Below are 18,982 nucleotides of genomic sequence, written 5' to 3'. Positions count from 1 at the left end.
CGCGCCTACTTGACCAGCTCGGAGAGCCGGACGTCCGGATCGTCGGCCACGGTGCGCAGCAGCCGCTCGTACCCCTCGGCGAGTCCGGACACCGTCTCCGCCGTGAACAGCCCCGTGTCGTAGACGAACTTCACCGACAGGCCCTGCTCGCCCGGGCCCGCGTACACCATCAGGTCGTGCAGCACGCGGGGGATGCCCAGCGCGAACTCCTCCACCCGCAGGCCGGGCAGCACCAGGCGGCTCGCGACCCGCACCTCGTCGTGCAGGAACATCGCCTGGAAGCCCTGCGCCCGGCCGGGGTCGTGCGGCAGCCCCAGCGCGGCCACCACCTCGCCCCACGGCAGGTCCTGGTGGTCGAGCGCGTCGATCACCGTCTCCCGGGTGGCGGCCAGGATCTCCCGGAACGACGGATCACCGGACAGGTCGCAGCGCAGCGCCAGCGCGTTGTTGAACAACCCCACCAGCCGGGCCAGCTCCGGCCGGGTCCGGCCCACCCCCGCCACCGGGATGCCGACCGCGAAGTCGACCTGCCCGCTGGCCCGCGACAGCAGCACGTGCAGCGCGGCGAGCAGCACCATGAACCTGGTGCACCGGGCCGCCCGCGCCAGCTCCTCGATCCGCCGCGTCAGCTCGCCGTCGACGGCGCGGGCGACCTCGGCCGCGGGCGCACCCTTCTCCGCCGGGCGCGGCAACGCCTCGACCAGGTCCAGCGGCGGCAGGCCCGCGAGCTGCGCACGCCAGTACTCGCGGTCCTCGTCCTCCTGCTCCGTGTCGGCGGTGGACTGCCACAGCGCGAAGTCGCCGTACTGCACCGTCAGCTCCGGCAGCACCGGCGCGGTGCCCGCCGCCAGCGCCGGGTAGAGCGCGCCCAGCTCGCGGTCGATGACCCCGAGCGACGCCCCGTCGGCGAGGATGTGGTGGATCGTCATCCGCCACACGTGGTCGTCGTCGGCCAGCCGCAGCAGCGACGTGTGCACCAGCGGGCCGGTGCGCAGGTCCAGGGCGAGCCTGCGGCGCTCGTTGAGCAGCTCGCGGGCACGTTCCTCACGCTGCTCGGCCGGCAGGTCCCGCAGGTCGATCAGCTCCATGCCGATGCCGCGCGCCGGGCCCACCAGCTGCACCGGGCCGCCCGGCCGGTCGGCGAACAGGGTGCGCAGGATCTCGTGCCGGTCGACCACCGCGTCCACCGAACGCGCCCACGCGTCGGCGTCGAGCGGGCCGCGCAGGCGGTGGACCAGGTCGACCAGCGGCGACATGCCGCCCGGGAAGCGGCTGCACAGCTGCCACCAGCGGGCCTGCAGCGGGGTCAGGGGCAGCTCGACCAGGTGTGACGGTCTGGCGCTGACAGGCGACTCCATCGTCACATCGGTCATGGTGAACATCTTCCCGGCGGGCGTCGACCGTTGTCCACTACGCGCGGTCCAGCGCCCGGGTCAGATCCTCGACATGCCGCTGCAGGCGTACGAGCCGGCCGCGCACCAGGCGGGCCCGCCCCTCGGCCAGCCCCCGGTCGTGGTCGATCGCCCCGCGCAGCGCGGTGTGCAGCGGCTCCACGTCGATCCGGGTCAGCGCGGTGACGGCGGCCGCGGGCGCCACCGGCCGGGTGGGCAGCAGCCTGCGCAGGCCGTGCCGCGCCCCCACCGTCCACCGGCCCTCGGCGTACCGCAGTGTGACCCGCGGCCCGAGCGCGGCACCGGCCAGGCCGTAGAGCTGGGGGAGCGGCCTGCCGTCGCCCGGCCGGGGTTTCGCGGGCGCCGTGTCGTTCAGCTCGCGCCACAGCCGGTAGCCGACGATCGGGGTGAGCGTGACGGTGAAGTAGAGCGCCGTCGCGACGAGGATGGCGTTGGTCAGCCCGAGGTACTGCACCAGGAACCCGGCGAGCAGGCCGCCGAGCGGCGCACCGCCGAACGCGACCGCTGTGATGATCCCGCCCATGCGGGCCAGCAGCTCCTTCGGCGTCTGCTGGTAGATCATCGCGCTGACGGTCGGGTTGAGCGACGACATCGCGATCCCGCCGATCACCGTGACGACCACGATCACCAGCAGGTCGTCGGTGAGGGCGAGCACGACGAACCGCGGCGCCCCGCCGATGAGGTAGCCCGCCACCAGCAGCGGGTAGCGCGGCAGGACCGGGGCCAGCCAGGCGACCAGCGCGTTGCCCGCGATCAGGCCCACCGCGTACGCCGTCGCGACCGCCCCCAGCGCGGCCGCGTCGTCCATGTTGGCCAGCACCCACAGCGGCACGAACACCACCGCACTGGCCTGGTTGAACAGGTTCGTGAAGAACAGCATCCCGGTGACCGCGCGCATCAGCCGGTTGCGCCGGAACCAGGTGAACCCGTCCCGCAACGCCGTGAAGTACGGCGTCGCCGGTGCCTCATTGTCCCCGGCCTGCGTGGCCGCCGGACGTGTCGCCATCGTCAGCACGACCGCGACCGCGTACGTCGCCGCGTCGATCCAGATCCCGCCGATCGCGCCGAACACCACGACCGCGATGCCGGCCAGCGAGGACCCGGCCAGCGTCGAGGTGCGCAGCACGCCCTCGCGGGTCGCGGCGACGCGGGCGTAGTCGCCGCCGGTCGCGCCCATCAGCGGCACCAGCATCGTCACCTTGGCGCGGTCGCCCTGCGCGCGCAGCACGCCCAGCACTGCGACCAGGGCCAGCAGCAGGCCGAAGCCGTACTGCCCGGCGACGGCGATCGCGGCCATCACGGCGACGCTGGCGGCGTCGGACCACACCGAGGTGCGCCGCGCGCCGATCCGGTCCTGCAGCGGCGCGGCCAGTACACCACTGACCACATAGGTCAGCGTCTCGGCCCCGGCGACCAGCCCGACCTTCACCGGATCGCCGGTGGTGACGAGCACCAGCCACGGCACGGCGAAGAACGTCATCCGCGTGCCGATGTTGGAGACCGCCTCGGCCGCGACGAGCCGGACCAGGTCCGCGCGGCTCTGCCTCGGAGCTGTGTCCGTCGCGCTCAAGCCGACCACACCGGCTCGGTCAAGGGACTCCTCCGCGAGAGCGTCGCTGCGGTCCCGCGAAGGCGGGACGGTTAAGCATACGGACGCCCGCGCGGCCGGCGCTCGATGTGGATCGTCTACCCGACGTCATCCGGGCAGGGATCGGCGTAGTGCCAGACCGTCACTGTAGGACAGCGGGTCGCACGCTGTTGTTCTACGTGGCCACGGTTGCGCCAACGCGCGGGCCGAGCCGGGTGGACCAGGCGCGGACCACGCCGTGCGCTGCGGGTGCCTAGCGAACGGTGCCGACGTGCGCGGCCGCGGCCATGCGCCATCGCAGCGGCGGATGAACCAGCAGGTCCCGTGCGGTGCGCAGGCGCACGCGCAGCGTCCGGTTCGGCTTGGCGCGCAGCGCCCCCAACTGCCCGTCGATCCAGAACCGCATGCAGTCGAGTCCCGCCCACCGCACGGCGATCGCGTCACAGCGCAACTCGGCCCACCAGGACAGGGCGACGACATGCATCAGCCATCCACCGCCCAGGACCGCCGCGGCCGCCGGGCTGAACGTCAGCAAGGCACCCGAGGCGAGGCCGAGGCCGAACGCGTTGGGCAGCCAGCGGAGCGAGTCGTTGCGCGCCAGATGGGCGAGCTCGTGGGCGATCACGAACCGCAGCCGCCGCTCGTCGGCGACCGTGTAGCCGGACAGCACGACCAGTCCTCGGCGGCCGTGGCGGTAGCAGCGGTCCACCGCGGCCCAGTAGTCGATGCGCAGGCCCACCGCGGTGAGGCCGCTGCCCGCCAGCGCCGCGGCGACCTCGTCGGGCAGCGCGGCACGGACCGGCGGCGGCACGACGGCCCGGCGCCTGTTCAGCAGCCCGCACAGCAGGGTCCCGCAGCCCAGGCACAGCGTCAGCGTCAGCAGCAGCTCCGGACCCGCCGTGTCCCACGTCGCGTACGTGGCCACGCCGAGCACGACGGCGAACCAGAGCAGGCTGCCGGCCGCCCGCAGCGCGGCCGCGCCCCTTCCGGGAAGTCGAGGGGCCGGTCCCAGCCGCAGCTCCGTCAAGGTCGGCGCCACCTGCGGCTCGACGGAGTCCTCGCCGGGCGCGTCCCAGGCTGCCTCCACTGCGGCAACCGGCACGCCGAGATCGCTGAGCACGAGCCCGCCCGCCGAGTCGGCCGCCGTCGCGGTCGCGGCCAGCAGATGACCGGTGGTCAGCTCGGTGTGTCTGTGACGCAGCGCCTGCCGGATCGCGGTCTCCAGGATTCGCTTGGCCTCGCGGGTGAAGGGGAGGTGCCCGGCCGGCTCCTCGGCGACCTGCGGCCGCCGGTCGAGGCAGACCTTGCGGAGCCGCTCCTCGGTCACACCGAGGCCGGTCAGCGCACGCTCGGCCGCGGACTGCGCCTGCGTGATGAGCCCGAGCAGCAGGTGTGCGCTGTCGACGGTGTCGTGGCCGAGTGACCGCGCGGTCTCGACGGACGCGATGAGCGCTGACTGAGCCTGTGGGCTGAAGCGGTTGTACACGATCCCTCCGGCCGCAGATCGTGCCACAGGCGACGCGACGGCGCTGACCCTGTAGCCGCCATCGTGCGGCTAGCGGTCCTCTTTGAAACGCGCGCCCTGGTAGGGCTGTGCGGGCCGTTGAAAGCAGGCACCTGACGCACGTGTTGCAACGACACGCACTCCTTCGAAGCCCAGACCACGGTAGTACTGGTGGAGGTCGGCGTTCGTGGTCCAGGCGTCCAGACGCAGCCACAGCACACCGGCGTCGTAGGCGCGGCCCGCGGCCCAGTCGAGCAGCTCTGCTCCAAGCCCCAGACCGGCATACTCGAGCGGCACCATCATCTTCGACGCGTACAGGGCGTTTCCCGGGTCGTCCGACGGATGCCACAGCGCATGGGCGTCGGGAAACCCCACCAAGAAACACCAGGTGAGAGCCCCTCCGAGGAAGGGCTTCACCGTCTCATGATTGTCCATGGTTCCGAAGTCAGCGAAGGCCCCACGGACCCGGCTGTCGGGCTCACCAGAATGGTGCGCGTACCGGTTGAGAGTCGTCGACGCCTGTTCGTGTCCCGCTCCGAGAACCGCCGGCTCGGTCGGAGTCTGCCGGCGAAAGGAGATCACCACTCGCCGGCGCGTGCGTCTATGGTGGCGCGGTGGACCAAGCCAACATCGTGCTTCCAGGGCACCCGCACGACCACGAGGTGTTCCGCCACCTGCCGTTCCCCTTCGCCGAGGGACGGTTCCCGGACAGTCTTGGGGCTGTGGTTCAGTGCACGGTCTTGGAGGGCAGGGAGCCGGCACGTGAGGTCGTGCACACGGCAGAGAACTCCTGGATCGTCGGCGACGGCTTCAACGACCCGAACCTCCCCAACGCCGCTGTGGTCAGCTGCATGCGGCTCGTCGTGGAACAGAACTCGACCGTGGCCCGACTCGCCGACCTGCCGCTCGGTCACCTTGCCTATCGTGAGAATCCGGGGATGCCCTGGGTGGTGGAGCCCCATTCCTGGCCGGAGGAGTAGCGCGAGCATCCGGTGGCACAGCTGCCGAAACCGGCTGGCTCACTGCCCAGGATGACCATCACCGCCTCAGCGGATGCTCTCGTTGGGCTCCTCAAGCTGTTCTCGCCGCACACGAAACTCGTCCAGGTCCTTCTCGATCTCGGTGGGTCGTCCTGCGGTGGAGACGATGAGGACCTCTCGCCCGTCATCGTCCAGCTCGGCTCGGAGCACTTCGCAGCGGATGTGAGCGGGTGCCGGGAGCGTCGTGGCCGGCGTGGGCTCGTCCTCGTAGAAGAAGATCGGAATCTTGTCCTCGAAGATCCAGGGCACGCCGTCGGCGTCGACCAGGCGCACCCGTATCCAGCCCGGGAAGTCGTACTCGACCAGCTCCACCACTTCGACCTTCAGCAGCGACCAGGCTCGCTCGCTCGCGTTCACGGGTCGCATGTTGCCAGACCGGCAGGCCAGTGGTGCGGTCACGACGGGGCGTCATCGGGTACGGCAGCCACCGGGCCGGTGCGGCACTACCCTGCCTACGTGGCAGATCGCGAGGTGGTCGTGCGGCTCGGCGGCGATGAGGCGCTGGTCCTGTTCGAGTGGTTGACCCGCACCGACAGGCTGACCAACGACTTCGGCGACCTCGTCGAGGACCAGGCCGAGCAGCGAGCGCTGTGGAACCTGACCTGCCTGCTGGAGCGAGAGCTGGTGGAACCGTTGTCGCCGGTGTACCAGGAGCTGGTTGGACGAGCACGAGACCGGCTGCGCGATCAACCGTGACGCAGCGTTGGCAGTGGGCGATGCAGGGTGCGAAGCCGGGACCGCGTAGACACGGAAGGAGTATCGCCGTGCTGTCGAGATGCCCGTCGTCCCAGTGCGGCGGTCAGTAAGCTCGCGGCAGTCGCCTTCTGAAGTGTTGTATCCGGAACACTCGGCCACCCGGAGTCGCTGATGCACACACCCCCCGCGGCGGACGGCCGCGCCGCCGTGCTCGCCGAGCTGGCCGCGATCGTCGTCGCCGTGCAGCGGCCGCACCCGGTGCGTGTCGCGATCGACGGCTGCTCGGCGGCGGGCAAGACCACTCTCGGTGACGAGCTGGCCGGCGCCGTGCGTGCGATCACGTCCCGGCCGGTGATCCGCGTCGGCCTCGATCACTTCAAGCGCGCCGTCGAGCTGCGCACCGCCTACCCGTATGACTCGCCCGAGAGCTACTACTTCGACTCGTGGGACAACGAGTCGATCCGCGCGGAGCTGCTGCTGCCGCTCGGCCCCGGCGGCCACCGCCGCTACCGCGAAGCCATCATGAACCTGCCCGCGACCGAACGCGTCGACAGCCCGCTGCGGATCGCGCCCGATGACGCGATCCTGCTCGCCGACGGCGCCTTCTCGCAGCGGCCCGAGCTCATCCGGCACTGGGACCTGCGCGTCTACGTCGACATCACCCTCGACGAGGTGCTGCGCCGCGGCACCGTGCGCGACGCGGCGTGGATGGGCTCAGCCGAGGAGGCCGCCCACCGATACCGCACCAAGTACATCCCCGGCGAGCGGATCTACCTCACCCAGGTTCGCCCGGCCGAGCAGGCCGACCTGGTCCTGGACAACAACGACCCAGCCGCGCCCCGCCTCCTGCGGCGCTGATCGGGCTGCGCCGCCGGGCAAGATCGCTGCCTGGTGTCACAACGTGCAGTCAGACTCCACATGCTGACACCACACCGCGATCTTGCCGCCAGCCGCCAGCCGCCAGCCGCCAGCCCAGCCGCCAGCCGCCAGCCGCGAGACACGCGACGCGAGACGCGACGCGCGACGCCAGCCGCGCGACGCCGCGAGCCACGGGGGCGGCATGCCGCCGACCAGGCACGGACGTCCGGATCACGTCACCCGAGACGGTTTCATGGATGCGGCCACGACTGCGAGAGGTTTTCGCTAATGTGCCGGTTATGCTCCGGTTTGTACCTGCGGGGGCGCGTCTCGCCCTGGTGATGATCGGCGTCCTGCTCGCCACGCCCCTGCCCGCGGCGGCGCACCCTGATCCCAGGGGTGCCCGCACCGCGTCCGCCCCGACCATGCCCTGCCCGCGCGTAGCGGGACCGCGGGTGTCCGGAGCGGTACGCGCCTCCGCGCCGCCCGCCGACCCCGTCCTGCGCACCGTCGGCGGCGAGCTGCTGGCCACCTCCGGCCTGGCCGTCCCGCCGGACGCGTCCCGCCCGCCGGAGGTCACGGCCACCTCATGGCTGGTCGCCGACCTCGACACCGGCGCGGTGCTCGGCGCCTGCGGCGCGCACGAGTACGGCGCACCGGCCAGCGTGCAGAAGCTCCTGCTGGCCGCCACCATGCTCCGCCGCCTCGACCCGAAGCAGGTCGTCACCGTCACCCGGGAGGACCTGGACTACGAGCCCGGCTCCTCGGCCATGGGCGTGGTCGAGGGCGGCCGGTACACCGTCGAGGACCTGTGGCTGGGCCTGATCCTGGTCTCCGGCAACGACGCCGCCAACATCCTGGCCCGCCTCGGCGGTGGCGCCGACGGGGCCGCGGGCGGCGTACGCGAGATGAACGCCGAGGCCGCGCGGCTCGGGGCGTACCAGACGCACGCGGCGACCCCGTCCGGCCTCGACGGGCCCGGCCAGCTCACCAGCGTCTACGACCTGGCGCTGATCGCGCGGGCCTGCTTCGCCGACGAGACCTTCCGCCGGTACGCCACGACCCGCGAGGCGCGGGTGCCCGAGCAACCGCGCAAGAAGGCCAAGAGCTTCCAGATCGGCAACCAGAACCTGCTGCTATTCAACTACCCCGGCGCGCTGGGCGGCAAGACCGGCTACACCGACCTCGCCCGGCACACCTACGTCGGTGCCGCCGAGCGCGACGGCCGCCGCCTGGTCGTCACGCTGCTGGGCGCGGAGGCGTACCCGATGAGCGGCTGGCAGCAGGGCGCGGCGCTGCTCGACTGGGGCTTCGCCCAGCCCGCGGACGCGTCGGTCGGCCGCCTCATCGAGCCCGGGGAGGCCGCGCCGGGCGCCCAGCCGCCGGCAGCTCCGGCCGCCGCCGCCGCCGCGGGATCGGCGGGGCAGAACGCGGGTGCCGGCACCGGCGGTGCGGGCGCGGCTCCGCTGCTCGCCGTCGGCGCCGCGGTCGCGGCGGTGTGCGGCGTGTTCTCCGCGATCCGCCGACGCCGCGGCAGCCGGACCCGCTGACCGCCGATGGTCGGCCGTCGCAGATCGTCAGGCCGCTGACCGCCGATGGTCGGCCGTCGCGGATCCTCAGGCCGCGACCGGTCGGGGGACGGATCGTCAGGCCGTGACCGGTCGGAGGACGGATCGTCAGGACGCGACCGGCCGGGAGGCGAGGTCGGAGGGGGAGTGCCGGCTCGCGGCATCATCCGGAACGGGTCAGCGGGCCGTCCACTCGGGGGCGAGCAGCGAGTAGACGAGGGCGTCGTGCCGGACGCCGCCGTGCGGGAAGCACTCCCGCAGCCGCCCGTCGAGGTGCATGCCGAGCCGCTCGGCGCAGGCGATGCTCGCGGCGTTGGTCGGCACGGTGCGCCACTCGACCCGGTGCATACCACGCTCGCGTACCACCCAGTCGATCATGTGGGTGGCCGCGCGGGTGATCAGTCCCTGGCCCTGCGCGTCGGGCGCGAGCCACACCCCGATCTCGGCGGTGCCGGAGGCGTGGTCGAACACCCGGAACAGGGTGCCGCCGACCAGCACCCCGTGCTGCCAGATGCCGTAGATGCGGCCCTCGTCGCGCGCCTGCCGCTCGGCGTAGGCCTGCAGCCAGGCCCGGGTGGCGTCGACGTCGGTCAGGCGGACCGCCCAGGGCAGCCAGGGGGCGAGGTGGTCGCGGTGAGCGGCGATGAACTCGGCGAACTCGGGTGCGCGCCAGGGCTCGAGGGCGCGCAGCTCGGCGTCGGAGGTGAGGGGGTGGGAGAGCATGGGGACCTCGCTCAGTGCGTACCAAACGTTTGTTATGTACTATGCCATACGTGCCGGCCAGAGGTGATCACGAGGCGAGGCGGCGGGACGTCTCCGCCGCCGTGTGGCGCGTGCTCGCGAGCCAGGGGTTCGGTGGGCTGACACTGCGGGCGGTCGCCGCCGAGATGGGTGTGTCGACCGGCCTGCTCACCCACTACTTCCCCACGAAGAAGGCCCTGGTGCGGCACGCGCTGGAGCTGGCGCACGAGCACACCGACGGCCGCGACCGCCGCACCCCGCCGGCGGAGGGCCTGGCCGCGCTGCGTACGGCGCTGCTGGACGTGCTGCCGCTGACGGCCGCGGCCGCGGAGATGAGCCGCGTCTGGATCGGCTTCTGGGACAGTGCCCTGACCGACGCGGAGCTGGGGGCCGCCGAGCTGGCCCGCTACGAACGCTGGCGCGGCATGCTGCGCCCGCACGTGCAGGCGGCGGTCAGGCTGGGGGAGCTGCCCGCCGGCACCATGGTGGACGATGTGGTGGTGCAGGCGGCGGCGTTCGCGCACGGTCTGGTCGTGCAGGCGCTGTTCGACCCGGCGCGCTTGCCGCCCGAGCGGCAGATCCGGCTGGTCGACGGGTTCGTCGGCCTGCTGTCCGCCCGGTAGCACGACCCGTCCCGGCCGCCCGGATACTCTCCGCCGCCGGGCGCAGGGTTCAGCTGAGCCGGGTGTCCGGGACCTCGCGCAGGTACTCGGCGACGTGCTTGTTGTGGGAGCGGGCCTGTGCGGCCTTCTGCCCGGCGGTGCGGCCCTCCTCGACCGACGGGTCGAGGCGCACCGAGCTGCGGACCTCGGACATGTTGCGGTAGACCTCCGGAGGCAGCGTCCGGGCGAGCCGGAGCACGCCGCCGTCGCTGGTGTATTCCTCCACATGTGCGAGGATCATGTCCTTATCAGCGGGAAAGTCGATGTCGCGCAGTGCTTCCTGCATCTGCGCCCAATCCTGGTTCTGCATAGTTCGACTGTGACTCCCGGCGGCCGCTCCCGACGCGCGAATGCACGAAATCCGCCTCGCCCCGCCGCCAGCGCCCGCGCGCGCCCGGTGGTGATCGCGAGTTCGGGTCAGGAACTGGGGTGCGGCTGCACTTTCTGATCCAGATTCGCGATCAACGCCGCCAACCGGGAGATCGGCCGGCAGCTGCACCTGAGCGAGGGCACCGTGAATACAGGTTTGCGATTTTGTTCAGTGACATTACAAAATGCGGCCCATGACCCGCTTCCCCTGGCCACACCTCCTGCTGCTCGGCGCGGGCGTGTTCATCTCGGTGACCACCGAGCTGGTCCCGACGGGCCTGCTGCTGAGCATGAGCCGCGACCTGCAGGTCTCGCCGTCGCGGCTGGGGCTGCTGGTCACCGGGTACGCGGTCATGGTGGCGCTGTTCGCCGCCCCGCTCGGCACGCTCACCGCCCGGATGCCCCGTAAGACGCTGCTCGTGGCGTCGCTGGGCGCGTACACGGCCAGCAACGCCGTCATGATCGTGGCGCCGGACTACCCGGTCGCGTTCGGCGCCCGGCTGCTCGGCGGGGTGACCCACGGGCTGTTCTGGGCCGTCGTCGGCGGGTACGCGGCCCGCCTGGTCACCGGTGACCGGGTCGGCCGGGCCGTCACCGTGCTCTCCGCGGGCGGCAGCATGGCTGTGCTGGTCGGCGTGCCCGCGGGCACCAGCCTCGGCACCGCCGTGGGCTGGCGGACCACGTTCGCGGTGCTCACCGGCGTCGCCGTGCTGCTGACGCTGCTCGCCTGGTGGCTGCTGCCCGAGGTGCCGGGCAGCAGCGCACCCGTGCGCACCCCGATGCGCGAGGTGCTGCGCCAGCCGAACTTCCCGCCGATCGTCGCGATGACCGCGGTGACCATGCTCGGCGCGTACCTGATGATCACCTATACCGCGCCGCTGCTGCACCGGGCCGGGCTCAGCGAGACGCAGATCGCGCCGGTGCTGCTGGCCAATGGCATCGCCGGCACGCTGATGCTGCCGGTGGCCGGGTGGGTCGCCGACCGGTGGCTGCGGCCGGGCATCCTGGCCAGCGGCGGCCTGCTGATGGCGGGCCTGGTGCTGCTGTCGCTGTACGGCACCGCGGTCTGGGCCGCGGTCGGCACGATGATCCTGTTCGGTCTCGGCATGGGCCTGCTGCCGGTCTTCATGCAGGCCGCGACGCTGCGGGTCGCGCCGGACCACACCGAGCAGGCCTCCGGCATCAACGCCAGCGCGTACAACATCGGGGTCGCCTGCGGGGCGCTGGTCGGCGCGCTGGCCCTGGACACCTGGGGCATCGGCGGCATCCCCCCGCTGGGCCTGGCCCTGGTCACCACAGGCATGCTGGTGTACGCCGCCGCCACCGGCGCGACGCGGATCCGGCTGCGGGCCCGGCCGCTGCCCGCGACCCGGGAGGGCGACCAGGGCGTGGCCTAGGCGATCCCGCCGGCGGGTCGGACGGCCCGCTGGCCGATGCCCAGCACGGACAGGCACTCCGCGACGCCGGTCAGCGCGATGTCGTCCCGGCGGACCCGCTCCCACGCGTCCCGGGTGAGCCGCCACTGCTGGATGCGCGCGGGCTCGCCGCGGCGGGTGTCCCAGTCCGTGCCGTTCGGTTCGTAACCCAGGGCGCGGGAGACCCGGTTGGGCGCCTCGTTGTCGACGAAGGCGTCGCTGCCGGCTTCGCGGGCGCCCAGCCCGGCGAAGGCCAGCTGCAGGATCGCCGCCCGCATCTCCTTGCCGAGCCCCTGGCCGCGGCTGCCGGGGGCCAGCCACGAGAAGCTGGACACCGTGCCACGCCCGGACGGTAGCCAGCCAGCCCGCCCGGCCGCCGCATCCGGTTTTCCCAAGCGGGGCGCCGAACGTCGGGCCGCCGGCGCCGACTGTCCACTCCGCCTGTCGGAATGCCGCCGCCGCGTTGTCCGGGCCTGTCCCCGGTGGCACTGTGCCTACGCGCCGCGCCTCACGGGCGCCGGCGCGTCGTGTGCAGATGGTGGAGGAACAGTGAGTTTTACCAGGGATGACGGAGCGGCGGCCGACTTCACGGCCGCCCTGCGCGCCGGGGGCTACGGGCTGCCGGACCCGGCCACGGCCGGTCACGGCCATGCCCACGGCACGGACGGCGTGTCGAGTTCGGTGCGCACCGCGGTGCACAAGGGTCACGAGATCCGCATCGAGACCACCTACAAGATCACGATTGACGGCAGGCCGCTGGAGGGCGGGCTGGAGGTCCTGGACAACGGGGCGGTGCACTACCACGGCCTGCCGCAGTACGCGCTGCCGTCGGCGATCGACATGTGCAAGCGCGTACTGGACTACTTCGGCACCGAGCCGCCCGCCGTCGACCAGCTCGGCTGCCTGGTCGGCGAGCACGGCGAGCACTGCGGCGACGGCACCACCTGCTGCGTCGACGACCCCGCCCACCAGCACGGCGACGGCGGGCACGAGCACGGCCGCCACGAGCACGGCGCGCACCAGCACGGTGCGCCGCAGCCGGACGCGCCCCAGGCGCAGAGCCCGGCCCCGGCCCCGGCCCCGACTCCCGCCCCGACACCCGCGCCGCCGCACGAGCACGGCCGTGAGCACGGCCACGACCACCAGCACGGGGGAGGGCACTGATGACCGCCGTACGCGCCAACATCCAGACCTCCGACACGGCCCGCGCGCGGTTCGTGGAAGGGGTGGTCGCGCTCAACGCCGAGCCGTCCGGATACACCACCTCGCAGCTCAACCAGCTGCTGTCCCCGTCGGTGCCCGGCTTCCGGCTCTACGGCGTGGACCAGCCGCTGACCACCTGGGACCTGTTCGTGCTGTGGCACTTCCTGGCCATGCAGATGCCCAGCACGCCCGCTCGCCCGATGCGCAACCTCGCCCACGGCGGCCCGATCTTCCTGCCCTGGCACCGGATGTACCTGCTGCGCCTGGAGCAGCAGATCCAGCGCGTCACCGGCGACGCCGAGGCCGGCCTGCCGTACTGGGACTGGACCGCCGACGGCGGCCTGCCCACCGACCAGCAGCACGCCAGCTCGCTGTGGGGCGAGGCGGCGCTCGGCGACGCCCGCGGCGACGTGGTCAGCGGGCCGCTGGCCGCGATGCGGGTGCGCCTGGTCGGCTACGGCACCCAGCTGTGGTCGGTGGCGCCGCGGCCGCTGCAGCGCCAGGCCGGCACCGACCCGGACGTGCCCGGCCTGCCGACCGCCGAGGACGCGAAGTGGGTGCTGGAGGACGGCCTCGGCTACGACAGCGTGCCGTGGGACGTCAGCTCCGACGGGTTCCGCAACCGGGTCGAGGGGTGGCTGGATCCGCGCCGCCCGGGGCAGGCGGGCGCCCCGCAGATGCACAACCGGGTGCACGTGTGGGTCGGCGGGGACATGGGTCCGGGCAGCTCGCCCAACGACCCGCTGTTCTACCTCAACCACTGCAACGTCGACCGGCTGTGGGAGGCGTGGCTGTCCCGGCGCGGCCGCAGCTACGCGCCGGGCGCCGGCGACGACCAGGTGCCCACCGGGCAGGGCCTCAACGACACCATGGTGACCCTGCTGGGTGAGCCGCTGACCCCGGCGCAGACTCTCGACCCGTCGGCCTGGTACAGCTACGACTCGCTCGCGTAGCCGAGGTCGTCGCGGGTGGGCCGCTGGTCCCGGCGGCCCACCCGCGACGACATCTACCCGTGGCACGCCGTCGCCGGGGTTCGCCGCCGCCGACGGGCGGCGGGACCGGGCGTGCGGGCCGCGCTCATTGATCGTCGAGGAAGATCTCCTCGATCTTGAGGCCGAACAGCCTGGCGAGGCGGAAGGCGAGGGGCAGGCTCGGGTCGAACTTGCCCGTCTCGATCGCGTTGATCGTCTGCCGCGACACACCGGCTCGCTGCGCCAGGTCGGCCTGCGTCCAGCCGCGTTCGGCGCGCAGGTCGGTGATGCGGTTCCTCATCGGTAACGCAGCTTGCCGACGGCGAAGGCGATCATGAAGACGACTCCCAGGAGCGCGGGGAGAGCGGCGGTGTTCACGTCGCGGGCGACGAGGCCGGCGGTGTCGGCGACGACGTAGGCGAAGCCGCCGACCCACCCCACGCCGAGGGTGACCGCCAGCGCATCCTGCATGATCTTCCGTTGCAGCTCGTCGAGCGCGCGCAGGAAACGCGTGAAGGCGACGATCCAGCCGATGCCGACGACGACATTGACGGCGACGGCGACCCAGCTCGCCGCCTGCTGTGCGTCCCACAGAAGCCGTGGACCGAACTTGGCCAGGGCGAGCGTCGCCGCCCAGGCGAACGTCCAGAGCAGTAGTCGACCGGTTGCCTTGAGCTCCTGCTGAGCCTGCACGGGTCGCCCCTTCCAGGTGGTCGTGTCAAGTACACTTGACACGCTAGAAGGCGTCCCCCGGCGTGTCAAGTACACTTGACACGCCCGCGGTGGCGCGCAGGCAGGTGGTACGCCGGCATGAGGCGGCGTGATCAGGCGGAAACCGGGTGCGACGGTTTCCGGCACCGGACGTGCTAGTCGCCGGAGAAGCCCCAGAAGTAGATCTCCGTCGGAGTGCCCAGCGCGTCGTGCAGGATCGCGCAGCGGCCGAACCAGCGCCGCTCGGCGAGCCCTTCGATCGCCGGGAGGTGCTCGCGGGTCAGGACCTCGGTGCCCGCGCACCGCAGCGCCTCGGCCGCGGTGACCGCCTGGACCGTGCAGTAGCCGGGCTCCTCGCCGTCGTCGAGGACGCGTTCCATGTCGAGGATGGAATGGGTGCCCGACTCCTGGACCCACTCGTCGGCGAACAGTTCCTGTTGCGTGCGCGGGCGGTTCTCGTACGCGGCGGCCGGCTTGCCGATCTCACCCCGGACCCACCAGTAGTCGCCCTCGGCGAACACCCGACGCTGCAGCTCCTGGAGCGCCGCGTTGAGATCTGCCTGATATGCCACGACGTAGTCCCAACCGGACGCGCCCACGGACCCTCCCGAACTGATCGACTCGCCGGGACCCTAGCGCTCCCGGCCGACATCGCGGGGGCGCGTCAGCTCTTGTTGACCATCTCCGGGTGGAAGGCCATGAAGTTCTCCACGGAGCCGGCCGCCACCGAGGCCAGGAACTGCCGGGATGCCGGGTGGAGCTGCTCGCCGAGGTACTGGTACTTCAGCTTGGGCTTCTCGTCCTTCTTCTCGTCGTCCTTCTTGTCATCCTTCTTGCCGTCGTCCTGAGGGTCGTCCGGTTCGGCGTCGCCGTCGCCGTCGCCGTCGTCCTTGGGCTTGTCGTCGTCCTTGTCGTCGTCGGACTTGTCCTCGACCCAGCGGCCGACGCCGCCGCCGGTGAGCCGGATCATGACCACGTTGGCGGGGCGCAGGTCCTGCAGGGCGAACGCCCAGTCGACGATGCCGTGGCCGCGGCCGCTGAAGGTCAGCGAGCCGCCCACGGTGCGCAGCACCCGGTCCATGCGCAGCGGGTCGGTGAGCAGGTCGCCGCTGAACGCCTTGGAGATCATCGCGCGGACCAGCTGCTGCTGGTGGCGCTGGCGGGCGTAGTCGCCGCCGGGGATGTAGCGCTGGCGGGCGTAGTCCAGCGCCTGCCAGCCCTTGAAGTGGCGCCTGCCGGGCTCGTACACCATCTGCGGGCCGACGTAGCCGGTGCTGCCGGCGCCCCGGTCGCGAGGGTCGCCGTCGGGCTCGCGGTGGATCGACGCCACGCGCTGGTCGACGACCATGTCCACGCCGCCCAGCGCGTCGACGACGTCCTCGAACCCGCTGAAGTCGATGATCGCCCCGGCGTCGAACCGCTCGATCCCGGTGTACCGGCTGACCGTGGCGGCCAGCAGCTCGAAGCCCTGCGCGTAGTCGGCGCGGCGCTGCCCGGGATGCTGTGCGCCGAAGAACATGGCGTGGGCGAGCTTGTCCGAGGCGTTGCCGCCGTAGCCGGATTTGGGGAACGGCGGGATCGCCACCAGCAGGTCGCGGGGCAGTGAGAACAGGTAGCCGCGGTCCAGCCCGGCGGGGATGTGCATGACCAGCACCGAGTCGGCGCGGGGTATCCAGTTCGGATCGTCGTGGCGCGGGTCGATGCCGGCCAGCAGGATGTTCAACGGCCCCTTGATGTCCGCGGGCCGGGTCGGGGCGGCCGAGGGGACCGGATCGGTTCCGCCGGTGCTCTGGTCGCCGAACAGGTCGGCCTGGTGCACGGCGTCCTCGTACCGGGCGAGCGCCCGGTCCACGGTCACCAGGGTGGCGCCGCTGATCAGCATCAGCGCCGTGCCCGCGAGCACACACCAGCGGGCCCACCGGGAGGCGTTCTGCCATCGTCGTGACACCACGACATGGACAACGACTCACGCTGGCAGACGATCCCAAAACGCCTCTGAGCAGCCCGGATGCGCGCCACCACGGCTTTCAACAGATCGTTCACAACGATATGTTGACAACAGAGTGTTCAACTGCTTGGCTGGGGCCATGACCGATGACCCGTTCACCCCGCCCGACGCCGGGCGTTCCCGCGCGCAGCGGGACTTCGCGGCCCTGACCCGCATCACCGACCGGCACGGCGGCACGGAGGGCCGGCGCACGCGCTGGCGCCACGCGGCCATACTCGACCCCTTCGAGGCGGTGGCGCTGGTCATGTCACTGGCGGCCGGGTCGGCCACGCCCGAGCACGGGGAGGAGCCCGTGGACGAGGTGGACCTCACCGCGGCGCTCACCCTGATCCCGCGGGTGCGGGCCGAGCTCGACGCGCTGGAGGCCGGGCTGCTCGACGTGTCCCGCAGCCGCGGGCTGACCTGGCAGGCGATCGCGTTCGGACTGGGCCTCGGCACCCCGCAGGCGGCGCGGCAGCGCTTCGAGCGCCTGACCGAGCGGACCAGGCCCGGCGCCGCCTGACCGGTGACGGCGACGGCTGCCGGGCGGGTGGGGGCGCGTCTCGACAGGGCGGTTCGCGTACCACGTTTCGGCGCCGGCTCGGCGGGATCGCCCGTCCCGGGTAGGGTCCGCCCATGGCTTGCCGAGACGACCGATGAGCGACCCGCCCCCGCACCCGGCTCCGGCCGCGATCGATCAGGCACCGGCGGTGGTGGACGAGGTGTGGCTGGAGCTCGACTGGGAGGACGGGCGGCGGCTGTGGGCGGAGTTCGTGCAGCGGTTCGGGTTCCGGCACGGATTCGGCGTCGACGCCGGTGACGGCCCGGCCATCGAGGAGCCGGCGCCCTCGGCCGTGTGGGACCTGGCCGGCGTCTTCGCCGGGACGTGCCCGGGCGGGTTCGCCGCCGGCCGCCTCGCGATCGCCGAAATCGTGCTCGGCACGCTGCGCGACTGCACCGAGTGGTACGAGTCCGTGGTCTTCCACGACTGGGTGCACCCGTCCGCGGTGTTCCGGCCGCACAAGGTGGCCGGCCCGCGCGAGGTGCCGGGCTGGGAGATCGGCGGGCTGTTGCCGGACGGCGACTTCATGATCTTCCTCGGCCGGGACGACGCGTTCGGGGTCGTGGGTGACCCGTGGGAGCAGACCCTGTGCGTGTTCGGCGCGCCCGCGGTCGCCGCGTTCGAGGCGCGCAGCCGTGGCCACCTGCCGCCGCCCATCCGGCGGGACGGCCGGCCCCTGCCCTGACGGGCCGACGGGGGAGGCCGGTCAGGGCAGCGGCGGTGCCGGAGTCACGGCGTACGGCCGATGAAGGCGAGCAGGCGCGTCTGCGCGTCGGCGTCGTCGGCCACTTCGACGCGGGGACCGTAGTGGCCGCTGGAGCGCAGCACCGCGTCCATCGGGAGCATCCCTTCCAGCAGCCGCGCGCACCTGGCCGGGTCGAGGCGCTCGTCCTGCCCGGTGGCGCGGGCCAGGTCCCAGGTGTGCATGAAGACGTCGCTGGTGTAGAACGTGTCGACCGCCGCGTCGAGCGGCATCGAGCCCGTGTGCGCATTGGTGAGCACGCGGTCGGCGGTGGCCGGATCGTCGAGCAGGGCCTGCACGCCGTCGCGGTGCACGGTCCAGGCCGCCACCGGGTCGTCGTCGACGGACGGACCCTGCGGCAGGTCGACACCGGCACCGGCCTTCAGGAAACCCGGGAACCATTCGACGAGGTGGCGCACCACGTCGCGGGCCACCCAGCCCGGGCACGGTGCGGGGGCGTCCCAGGCGCCGGGTGCCACGCCGTGGACGCGCTCGGTGAAGCCTCTGGCGATGAGGCGGTGCTCGTCTGCGGCACTGGTCATGACTCGGTGTCCCTTCTCCGCGGGTGGTTCAGCCGTCGACGGTGAGGCACACCGTCACGAGGTCGCCGATGTCCAGCGCTTCGGCCCGGCGCACCCACGTCTTGACCGGCACGATGTAGCGGCCGTCCTTGGGCCACAGCGACGTGGTCCACTCCGTGGCCCCGATCAGGGCGGTCACCGGGATCATGCCCCAGCCGTACGACACGGAGGCGGCGGTCGCCGCCAGCGCGCGGCACTGGTCCTCCGGGACGGTGACGAAGTGCCACGGCGCGGGTCCTCTCCAGAACCACAGCTCGCCGCTGAATCGCAGGTCCATCGGGCCAGGATAGGCAGCCCGGCCGCGGGGCCGCGGCCCCCGGGGCGGGGGGGGGCGCCGGGGGGGGCGGACCGGCCCCCCCCCCCCCGCGGCGG

The 18,982-nt window shown here is 72.6% G+C and carries 24 protein-coding genes; 10 read left to right on the top strand and 14 right to left on the bottom strand.

What is annotated here, in order from left to right:
• Positions 1 to 5 precede the first annotated feature (5 nt).
• The 4 genes from AB0J67_RS20750 to AB0J67_RS20735 all read right to left on the bottom strand — a co-directional run bounded on the left by AB0J67_RS20750 (position 6) and on the right by AB0J67_RS20735 (position 4,939).
• Complete coding sequence (locus AB0J67_RS20750; RefSeq protein WP_363485030.1) at positions 6 to 1,373, bottom strand: condensation domain-containing protein; 1,368 nt, start codon at positions 1,371 to 1,373, stop codon at positions 6 to 8.
• 37 nt (positions 1,374 to 1,410) lie between these two features.
• A complete protein-coding gene (locus AB0J67_RS20745) occupies positions 1,411 to 2,982 on the bottom strand; it encodes an MFS transporter (RefSeq protein ID WP_363485029.1) in 1,572 nt (523 codons plus the stop codon).
• Positions 2,983 to 3,253: 271 nt separating this feature from the next.
• A complete protein-coding gene (locus AB0J67_RS20740) occupies positions 3,254 to 4,486 on the bottom strand; it encodes a Clp protease N-terminal domain-containing protein (RefSeq protein WP_363485028.1) in 1,233 nt (410 codons plus the stop codon).
• Between the two features lie 69 nt (positions 4,487 to 4,555).
• Complete coding sequence (locus AB0J67_RS20735) at positions 4,556 to 4,939, bottom strand: GNAT family N-acetyltransferase (RefSeq protein ID WP_363485027.1); 384 nt, start codon at positions 4,937 to 4,939, stop codon at positions 4,556 to 4,558.
• 179 nt (positions 4,940 to 5,118) lie between these two features.
• On the opposite strand from AB0J67_RS20735, the gene AB0J67_RS20730 reads away from it, so the two are divergent.
• The gene (locus AB0J67_RS20730; RefSeq protein ID WP_363485026.1) at positions 5,119 to 5,484 is read left to right on the top strand and encodes a hypothetical protein; all 366 of its coding nucleotides are present in this window, start codon (positions 5,119 to 5,121) and stop codon (positions 5,482 to 5,484) included.
• Positions 5,485 to 5,550: 66 nt separating this feature from the next.
• On the opposite strand, the gene AB0J67_RS20725 is transcribed toward AB0J67_RS20730, so the two are convergent.
• Positions 5,551 to 5,901, bottom strand: coding sequence for a hypothetical protein (locus tag AB0J67_RS20725; RefSeq protein WP_363485025.1), 351 nt, complete (start codon positions 5,899 to 5,901; stop codon positions 5,551 to 5,553).
• 99 nt (positions 5,902 to 6,000) lie between these two features.
• Here AB0J67_RS20725 and AB0J67_RS20720 point away from each other — a divergent pair, with 99 nt between their 5' ends.
• From AB0J67_RS20720 to AB0J67_RS20710, 3 genes are all read left to right on the top strand, one after another.
• The gene (locus tag AB0J67_RS20720; protein ID WP_363485024.1) at positions 6,001 to 6,240 is read left to right on the top strand and encodes a hypothetical protein; all 240 of its coding nucleotides are present in this window, start codon (positions 6,001 to 6,003) and stop codon (positions 6,238 to 6,240) included.
• 171 nt (positions 6,241 to 6,411) lie between these two features.
• Positions 6,412 to 7,098 carry a uridylate kinase gene (locus tag AB0J67_RS20715; protein ID WP_363485022.1) on the top strand — a complete coding sequence of 229 codons (687 nt, stop codon included), beginning with the start codon at positions 6,412 to 6,414 and terminating at the stop codon, positions 7,096 to 7,098.
• 455 nt (positions 7,099 to 7,553) lie between these two features.
• Complete coding sequence (locus AB0J67_RS20710) at positions 7,554 to 8,648, top strand: serine hydrolase (RefSeq protein ID WP_363485021.1); 1,095 nt, start codon at positions 7,554 to 7,556, stop codon at positions 8,646 to 8,648.
• 195 nt (positions 8,649 to 8,843) lie between these two features.
• On the opposite strand, the gene AB0J67_RS20705 is transcribed toward AB0J67_RS20710, so the two are convergent.
• Positions 8,844 to 9,389, bottom strand: coding sequence for a GNAT family protein (locus AB0J67_RS20705; protein ID WP_363485020.1), 546 nt, complete (start codon positions 9,387 to 9,389; stop codon positions 8,844 to 8,846).
• 41 nt (positions 9,390 to 9,430) lie between these two features.
• On the opposite strand from AB0J67_RS20705, the gene AB0J67_RS20700 reads away from it, so the two are divergent.
• Complete coding sequence (locus AB0J67_RS20700; protein ID WP_363485018.1) at positions 9,431 to 10,030, top strand: TetR/AcrR family transcriptional regulator; 600 nt, start codon at positions 9,431 to 9,433, stop codon at positions 10,028 to 10,030.
• A 49-nt stretch (positions 10,031 to 10,079) separates the two neighbouring features.
• On the opposite strand, the gene AB0J67_RS20695 is transcribed toward AB0J67_RS20700, so the two are convergent.
• On the bottom strand, positions 10,080 to 10,379 hold the full coding sequence (locus AB0J67_RS20695) for a DUF2795 domain-containing protein (protein WP_363485017.1): 300 nt from the start codon (positions 10,377 to 10,379) through the stop codon (positions 10,080 to 10,082).
• Positions 10,380 to 10,632: 253 nt separating this feature from the next.
• Here AB0J67_RS20695 and AB0J67_RS20690 point away from each other — a divergent pair, with 253 nt between their 5' ends.
• Positions 10,633 to 11,835, top strand: a complete 1,203-nt coding sequence (locus tag AB0J67_RS20690) for an MFS transporter (protein WP_363485015.1) — start codon at positions 10,633 to 10,635, stop codon at positions 11,833 to 11,835.
• Here AB0J67_RS20690 and AB0J67_RS20685 read toward each other — a convergent pair.
• Positions 11,832 to 12,248, bottom strand: a complete 417-nt coding sequence (locus tag AB0J67_RS20685) for a GNAT family protein (protein ID WP_363485013.1) — start codon at positions 12,246 to 12,248, stop codon at positions 11,832 to 11,834. The genes AB0J67_RS20690 and AB0J67_RS20685 overlap by 4 nt on opposite strands.
• Before the next feature lie 154 nt (positions 12,249 to 12,402).
• On the opposite strand from AB0J67_RS20685, the gene AB0J67_RS20680 reads away from it, so the two are divergent.
• Positions 12,403 to 13,017, top strand: coding sequence for a hypothetical protein (locus tag AB0J67_RS20680; protein ID WP_363485011.1), 615 nt, complete (start codon positions 12,403 to 12,405; stop codon positions 13,015 to 13,017).
• Positions 13,017 to 14,009 (top strand): tyrosinase family protein, encoded by a 993-nt coding sequence (locus tag AB0J67_RS20675; RefSeq protein WP_363485009.1) that lies wholly within the window; start codon positions 13,017 to 13,019, stop codon positions 14,007 to 14,009. The genes AB0J67_RS20680 and AB0J67_RS20675 overlap by 1 nt, the downstream gene beginning before the upstream one ends.
• 124 nt (positions 14,010 to 14,133) lie before the next feature.
• On the opposite strand, the gene AB0J67_RS20670 is transcribed toward AB0J67_RS20675, so the two are convergent.
• The 4 genes from AB0J67_RS20670 to AB0J67_RS20655 form a co-directional block, all read right to left on the bottom strand.
• Complete coding sequence (locus tag AB0J67_RS20670) at positions 14,134 to 14,328, bottom strand: helix-turn-helix transcriptional regulator (RefSeq protein WP_363485007.1); 195 nt, start codon at positions 14,326 to 14,328, stop codon at positions 14,134 to 14,136.
• Positions 14,325 to 14,720 carry a hypothetical protein gene (locus AB0J67_RS20665; protein ID WP_363485004.1) on the bottom strand — a complete coding sequence of 132 codons (396 nt, stop codon included), beginning with the start codon at positions 14,718 to 14,720 and terminating at the stop codon, positions 14,325 to 14,327. Before AB0J67_RS20665 ends, AB0J67_RS20670 begins: the two co-directional genes overlap by 4 nt.
• Before the next feature lie 173 nt (positions 14,721 to 14,893).
• Complete coding sequence (locus tag AB0J67_RS20660) at positions 14,894 to 15,337, bottom strand: hypothetical protein (RefSeq protein WP_363485001.1); 444 nt, start codon at positions 15,335 to 15,337, stop codon at positions 14,894 to 14,896.
• 65 nt (positions 15,338 to 15,402) lie between these two features.
• Positions 15,403 to 16,686 carry an LCP family protein gene (locus AB0J67_RS20655; RefSeq protein WP_363484998.1) on the bottom strand — a complete coding sequence of 428 codons (1,284 nt, stop codon included), beginning with the start codon at positions 16,684 to 16,686 and terminating at the stop codon, positions 15,403 to 15,405.
• Between the two features lie 139 nt (positions 16,687 to 16,825).
• On the opposite strand from AB0J67_RS20655, the gene AB0J67_RS20650 reads away from it, so the two are divergent.
• Both AB0J67_RS20650 and AB0J67_RS20645 read left to right on the top strand, forming a co-directional pair.
• Positions 16,826 to 17,248 (top strand): DNA-binding protein, encoded by a 423-nt coding sequence (locus tag AB0J67_RS20650; RefSeq protein ID WP_363484995.1) that lies wholly within the window; start codon positions 16,826 to 16,828, stop codon positions 17,246 to 17,248.
• A gap of 133 nt (positions 17,249 to 17,381) precedes the next feature.
• Positions 17,382 to 17,972, top strand: coding sequence for a DUF2716 domain-containing protein (locus AB0J67_RS20645; protein ID WP_363484992.1), 591 nt, complete (start codon positions 17,382 to 17,384; stop codon positions 17,970 to 17,972).
• A gap of 44 nt (positions 17,973 to 18,016) precedes the next feature.
• Here the strand turns inward: AB0J67_RS20645 and AB0J67_RS20640 are convergent, their stop codons facing one another.
• Both AB0J67_RS20640 and AB0J67_RS20635 read right to left on the bottom strand, forming a co-directional pair.
• A complete protein-coding gene (locus tag AB0J67_RS20640) occupies positions 18,017 to 18,571 on the bottom strand; it encodes a TIGR03086 family metal-binding protein (RefSeq protein WP_363484989.1) in 555 nt (184 codons plus the stop codon).
• A gap of 28 nt (positions 18,572 to 18,599) precedes the next feature.
• Complete coding sequence (locus tag AB0J67_RS20635) at positions 18,600 to 18,887, bottom strand: DUF1905 domain-containing protein (protein WP_363484986.1); 288 nt, start codon at positions 18,885 to 18,887, stop codon at positions 18,600 to 18,602.
• Between the last annotated feature and the right edge of the window lie 95 nt (positions 18,888 to 18,982).

The organism is Catellatospora sp. NPDC049609 (genome assembly GCF_040675365.1).
GTDB lineage: Bacteria > Actinomycetota > Actinomycetes > Mycobacteriales > Micromonosporaceae > Catellatospora.
This window is presented reverse-complemented; position numbering and strand designations above follow the sequence as displayed.

Excerpts from the sequence above, each read along its gene's own strand:
- AB0J67_RS20690 (WP_363485015.1), top strand. The coding sequence starts at position 10,633 with ATGACCCGCTTCCCCTGGCCACACCTCCTGCTGCTCGGCGCGGGCGTG.
- AB0J67_RS20635 (WP_363484986.1), bottom strand. The coding sequence starts at position 18,887 with ATGGACCTGCGATTCAGCGGCGAGCTGTGGTTCTGGAGAGGACCCGCG.
- AB0J67_RS20695 (WP_363485017.1), bottom strand. The coding sequence starts at position 10,379 with ATGCAGAACCAGGATTGGGCGCAGATGCAGGAAGCACTGCGCGACATC.
- AB0J67_RS20700 (WP_363485018.1), top strand. The coding sequence starts at position 9,431 with ATGCCATACGTGCCGGCCAGAGGTGATCACGAGGCGAGGCGGCGGGAC.
- AB0J67_RS20675 (WP_363485009.1), top strand. The coding sequence starts at position 13,017 with ATGACCGCCGTACGCGCCAACATCCAGACCTCCGACACGGCCCGCGCG.
- AB0J67_RS20670 (WP_363485007.1), bottom strand. The coding sequence starts at position 14,328 with ATGAGGAACCGCATCACCGACCTGCGCGCCGAACGCGGCTGGACGCAG.
- AB0J67_RS20735 (WP_363485027.1), bottom strand. The coding sequence starts at position 4,939 with ATGGACAATCATGAGACGGTGAAGCCCTTCCTCGGAGGGGCTCTCACC.
- AB0J67_RS20715 (WP_363485022.1), top strand. The coding sequence starts at position 6,412 with ATGCACACACCCCCCGCGGCGGACGGCCGCGCCGCCGTGCTCGCCGAG.
- AB0J67_RS20640 (WP_363484989.1), bottom strand. The coding sequence starts at position 18,571 with ATGACCAGTGCCGCAGACGAGCACCGCCTCATCGCCAGAGGCTTCACC.
- AB0J67_RS20705 (WP_363485020.1), bottom strand. The coding sequence starts at position 9,389 with ATGCTCTCCCACCCCCTCACCTCCGACGCCGAGCTGCGCGCCCTCGAG.
- AB0J67_RS20650 (WP_363484995.1), top strand. The coding sequence starts at position 16,826 with ATGACCGATGACCCGTTCACCCCGCCCGACGCCGGGCGTTCCCGCGCG.
- AB0J67_RS20750 (WP_363485030.1), bottom strand. The coding sequence starts at position 1,373 with ATGACCGATGTGACGATGGAGTCGCCTGTCAGCGCCAGACCGTCACAC.
- AB0J67_RS20645 (WP_363484992.1), top strand. The coding sequence starts at position 17,382 with ATGAGCGACCCGCCCCCGCACCCGGCTCCGGCCGCGATCGATCAGGCA.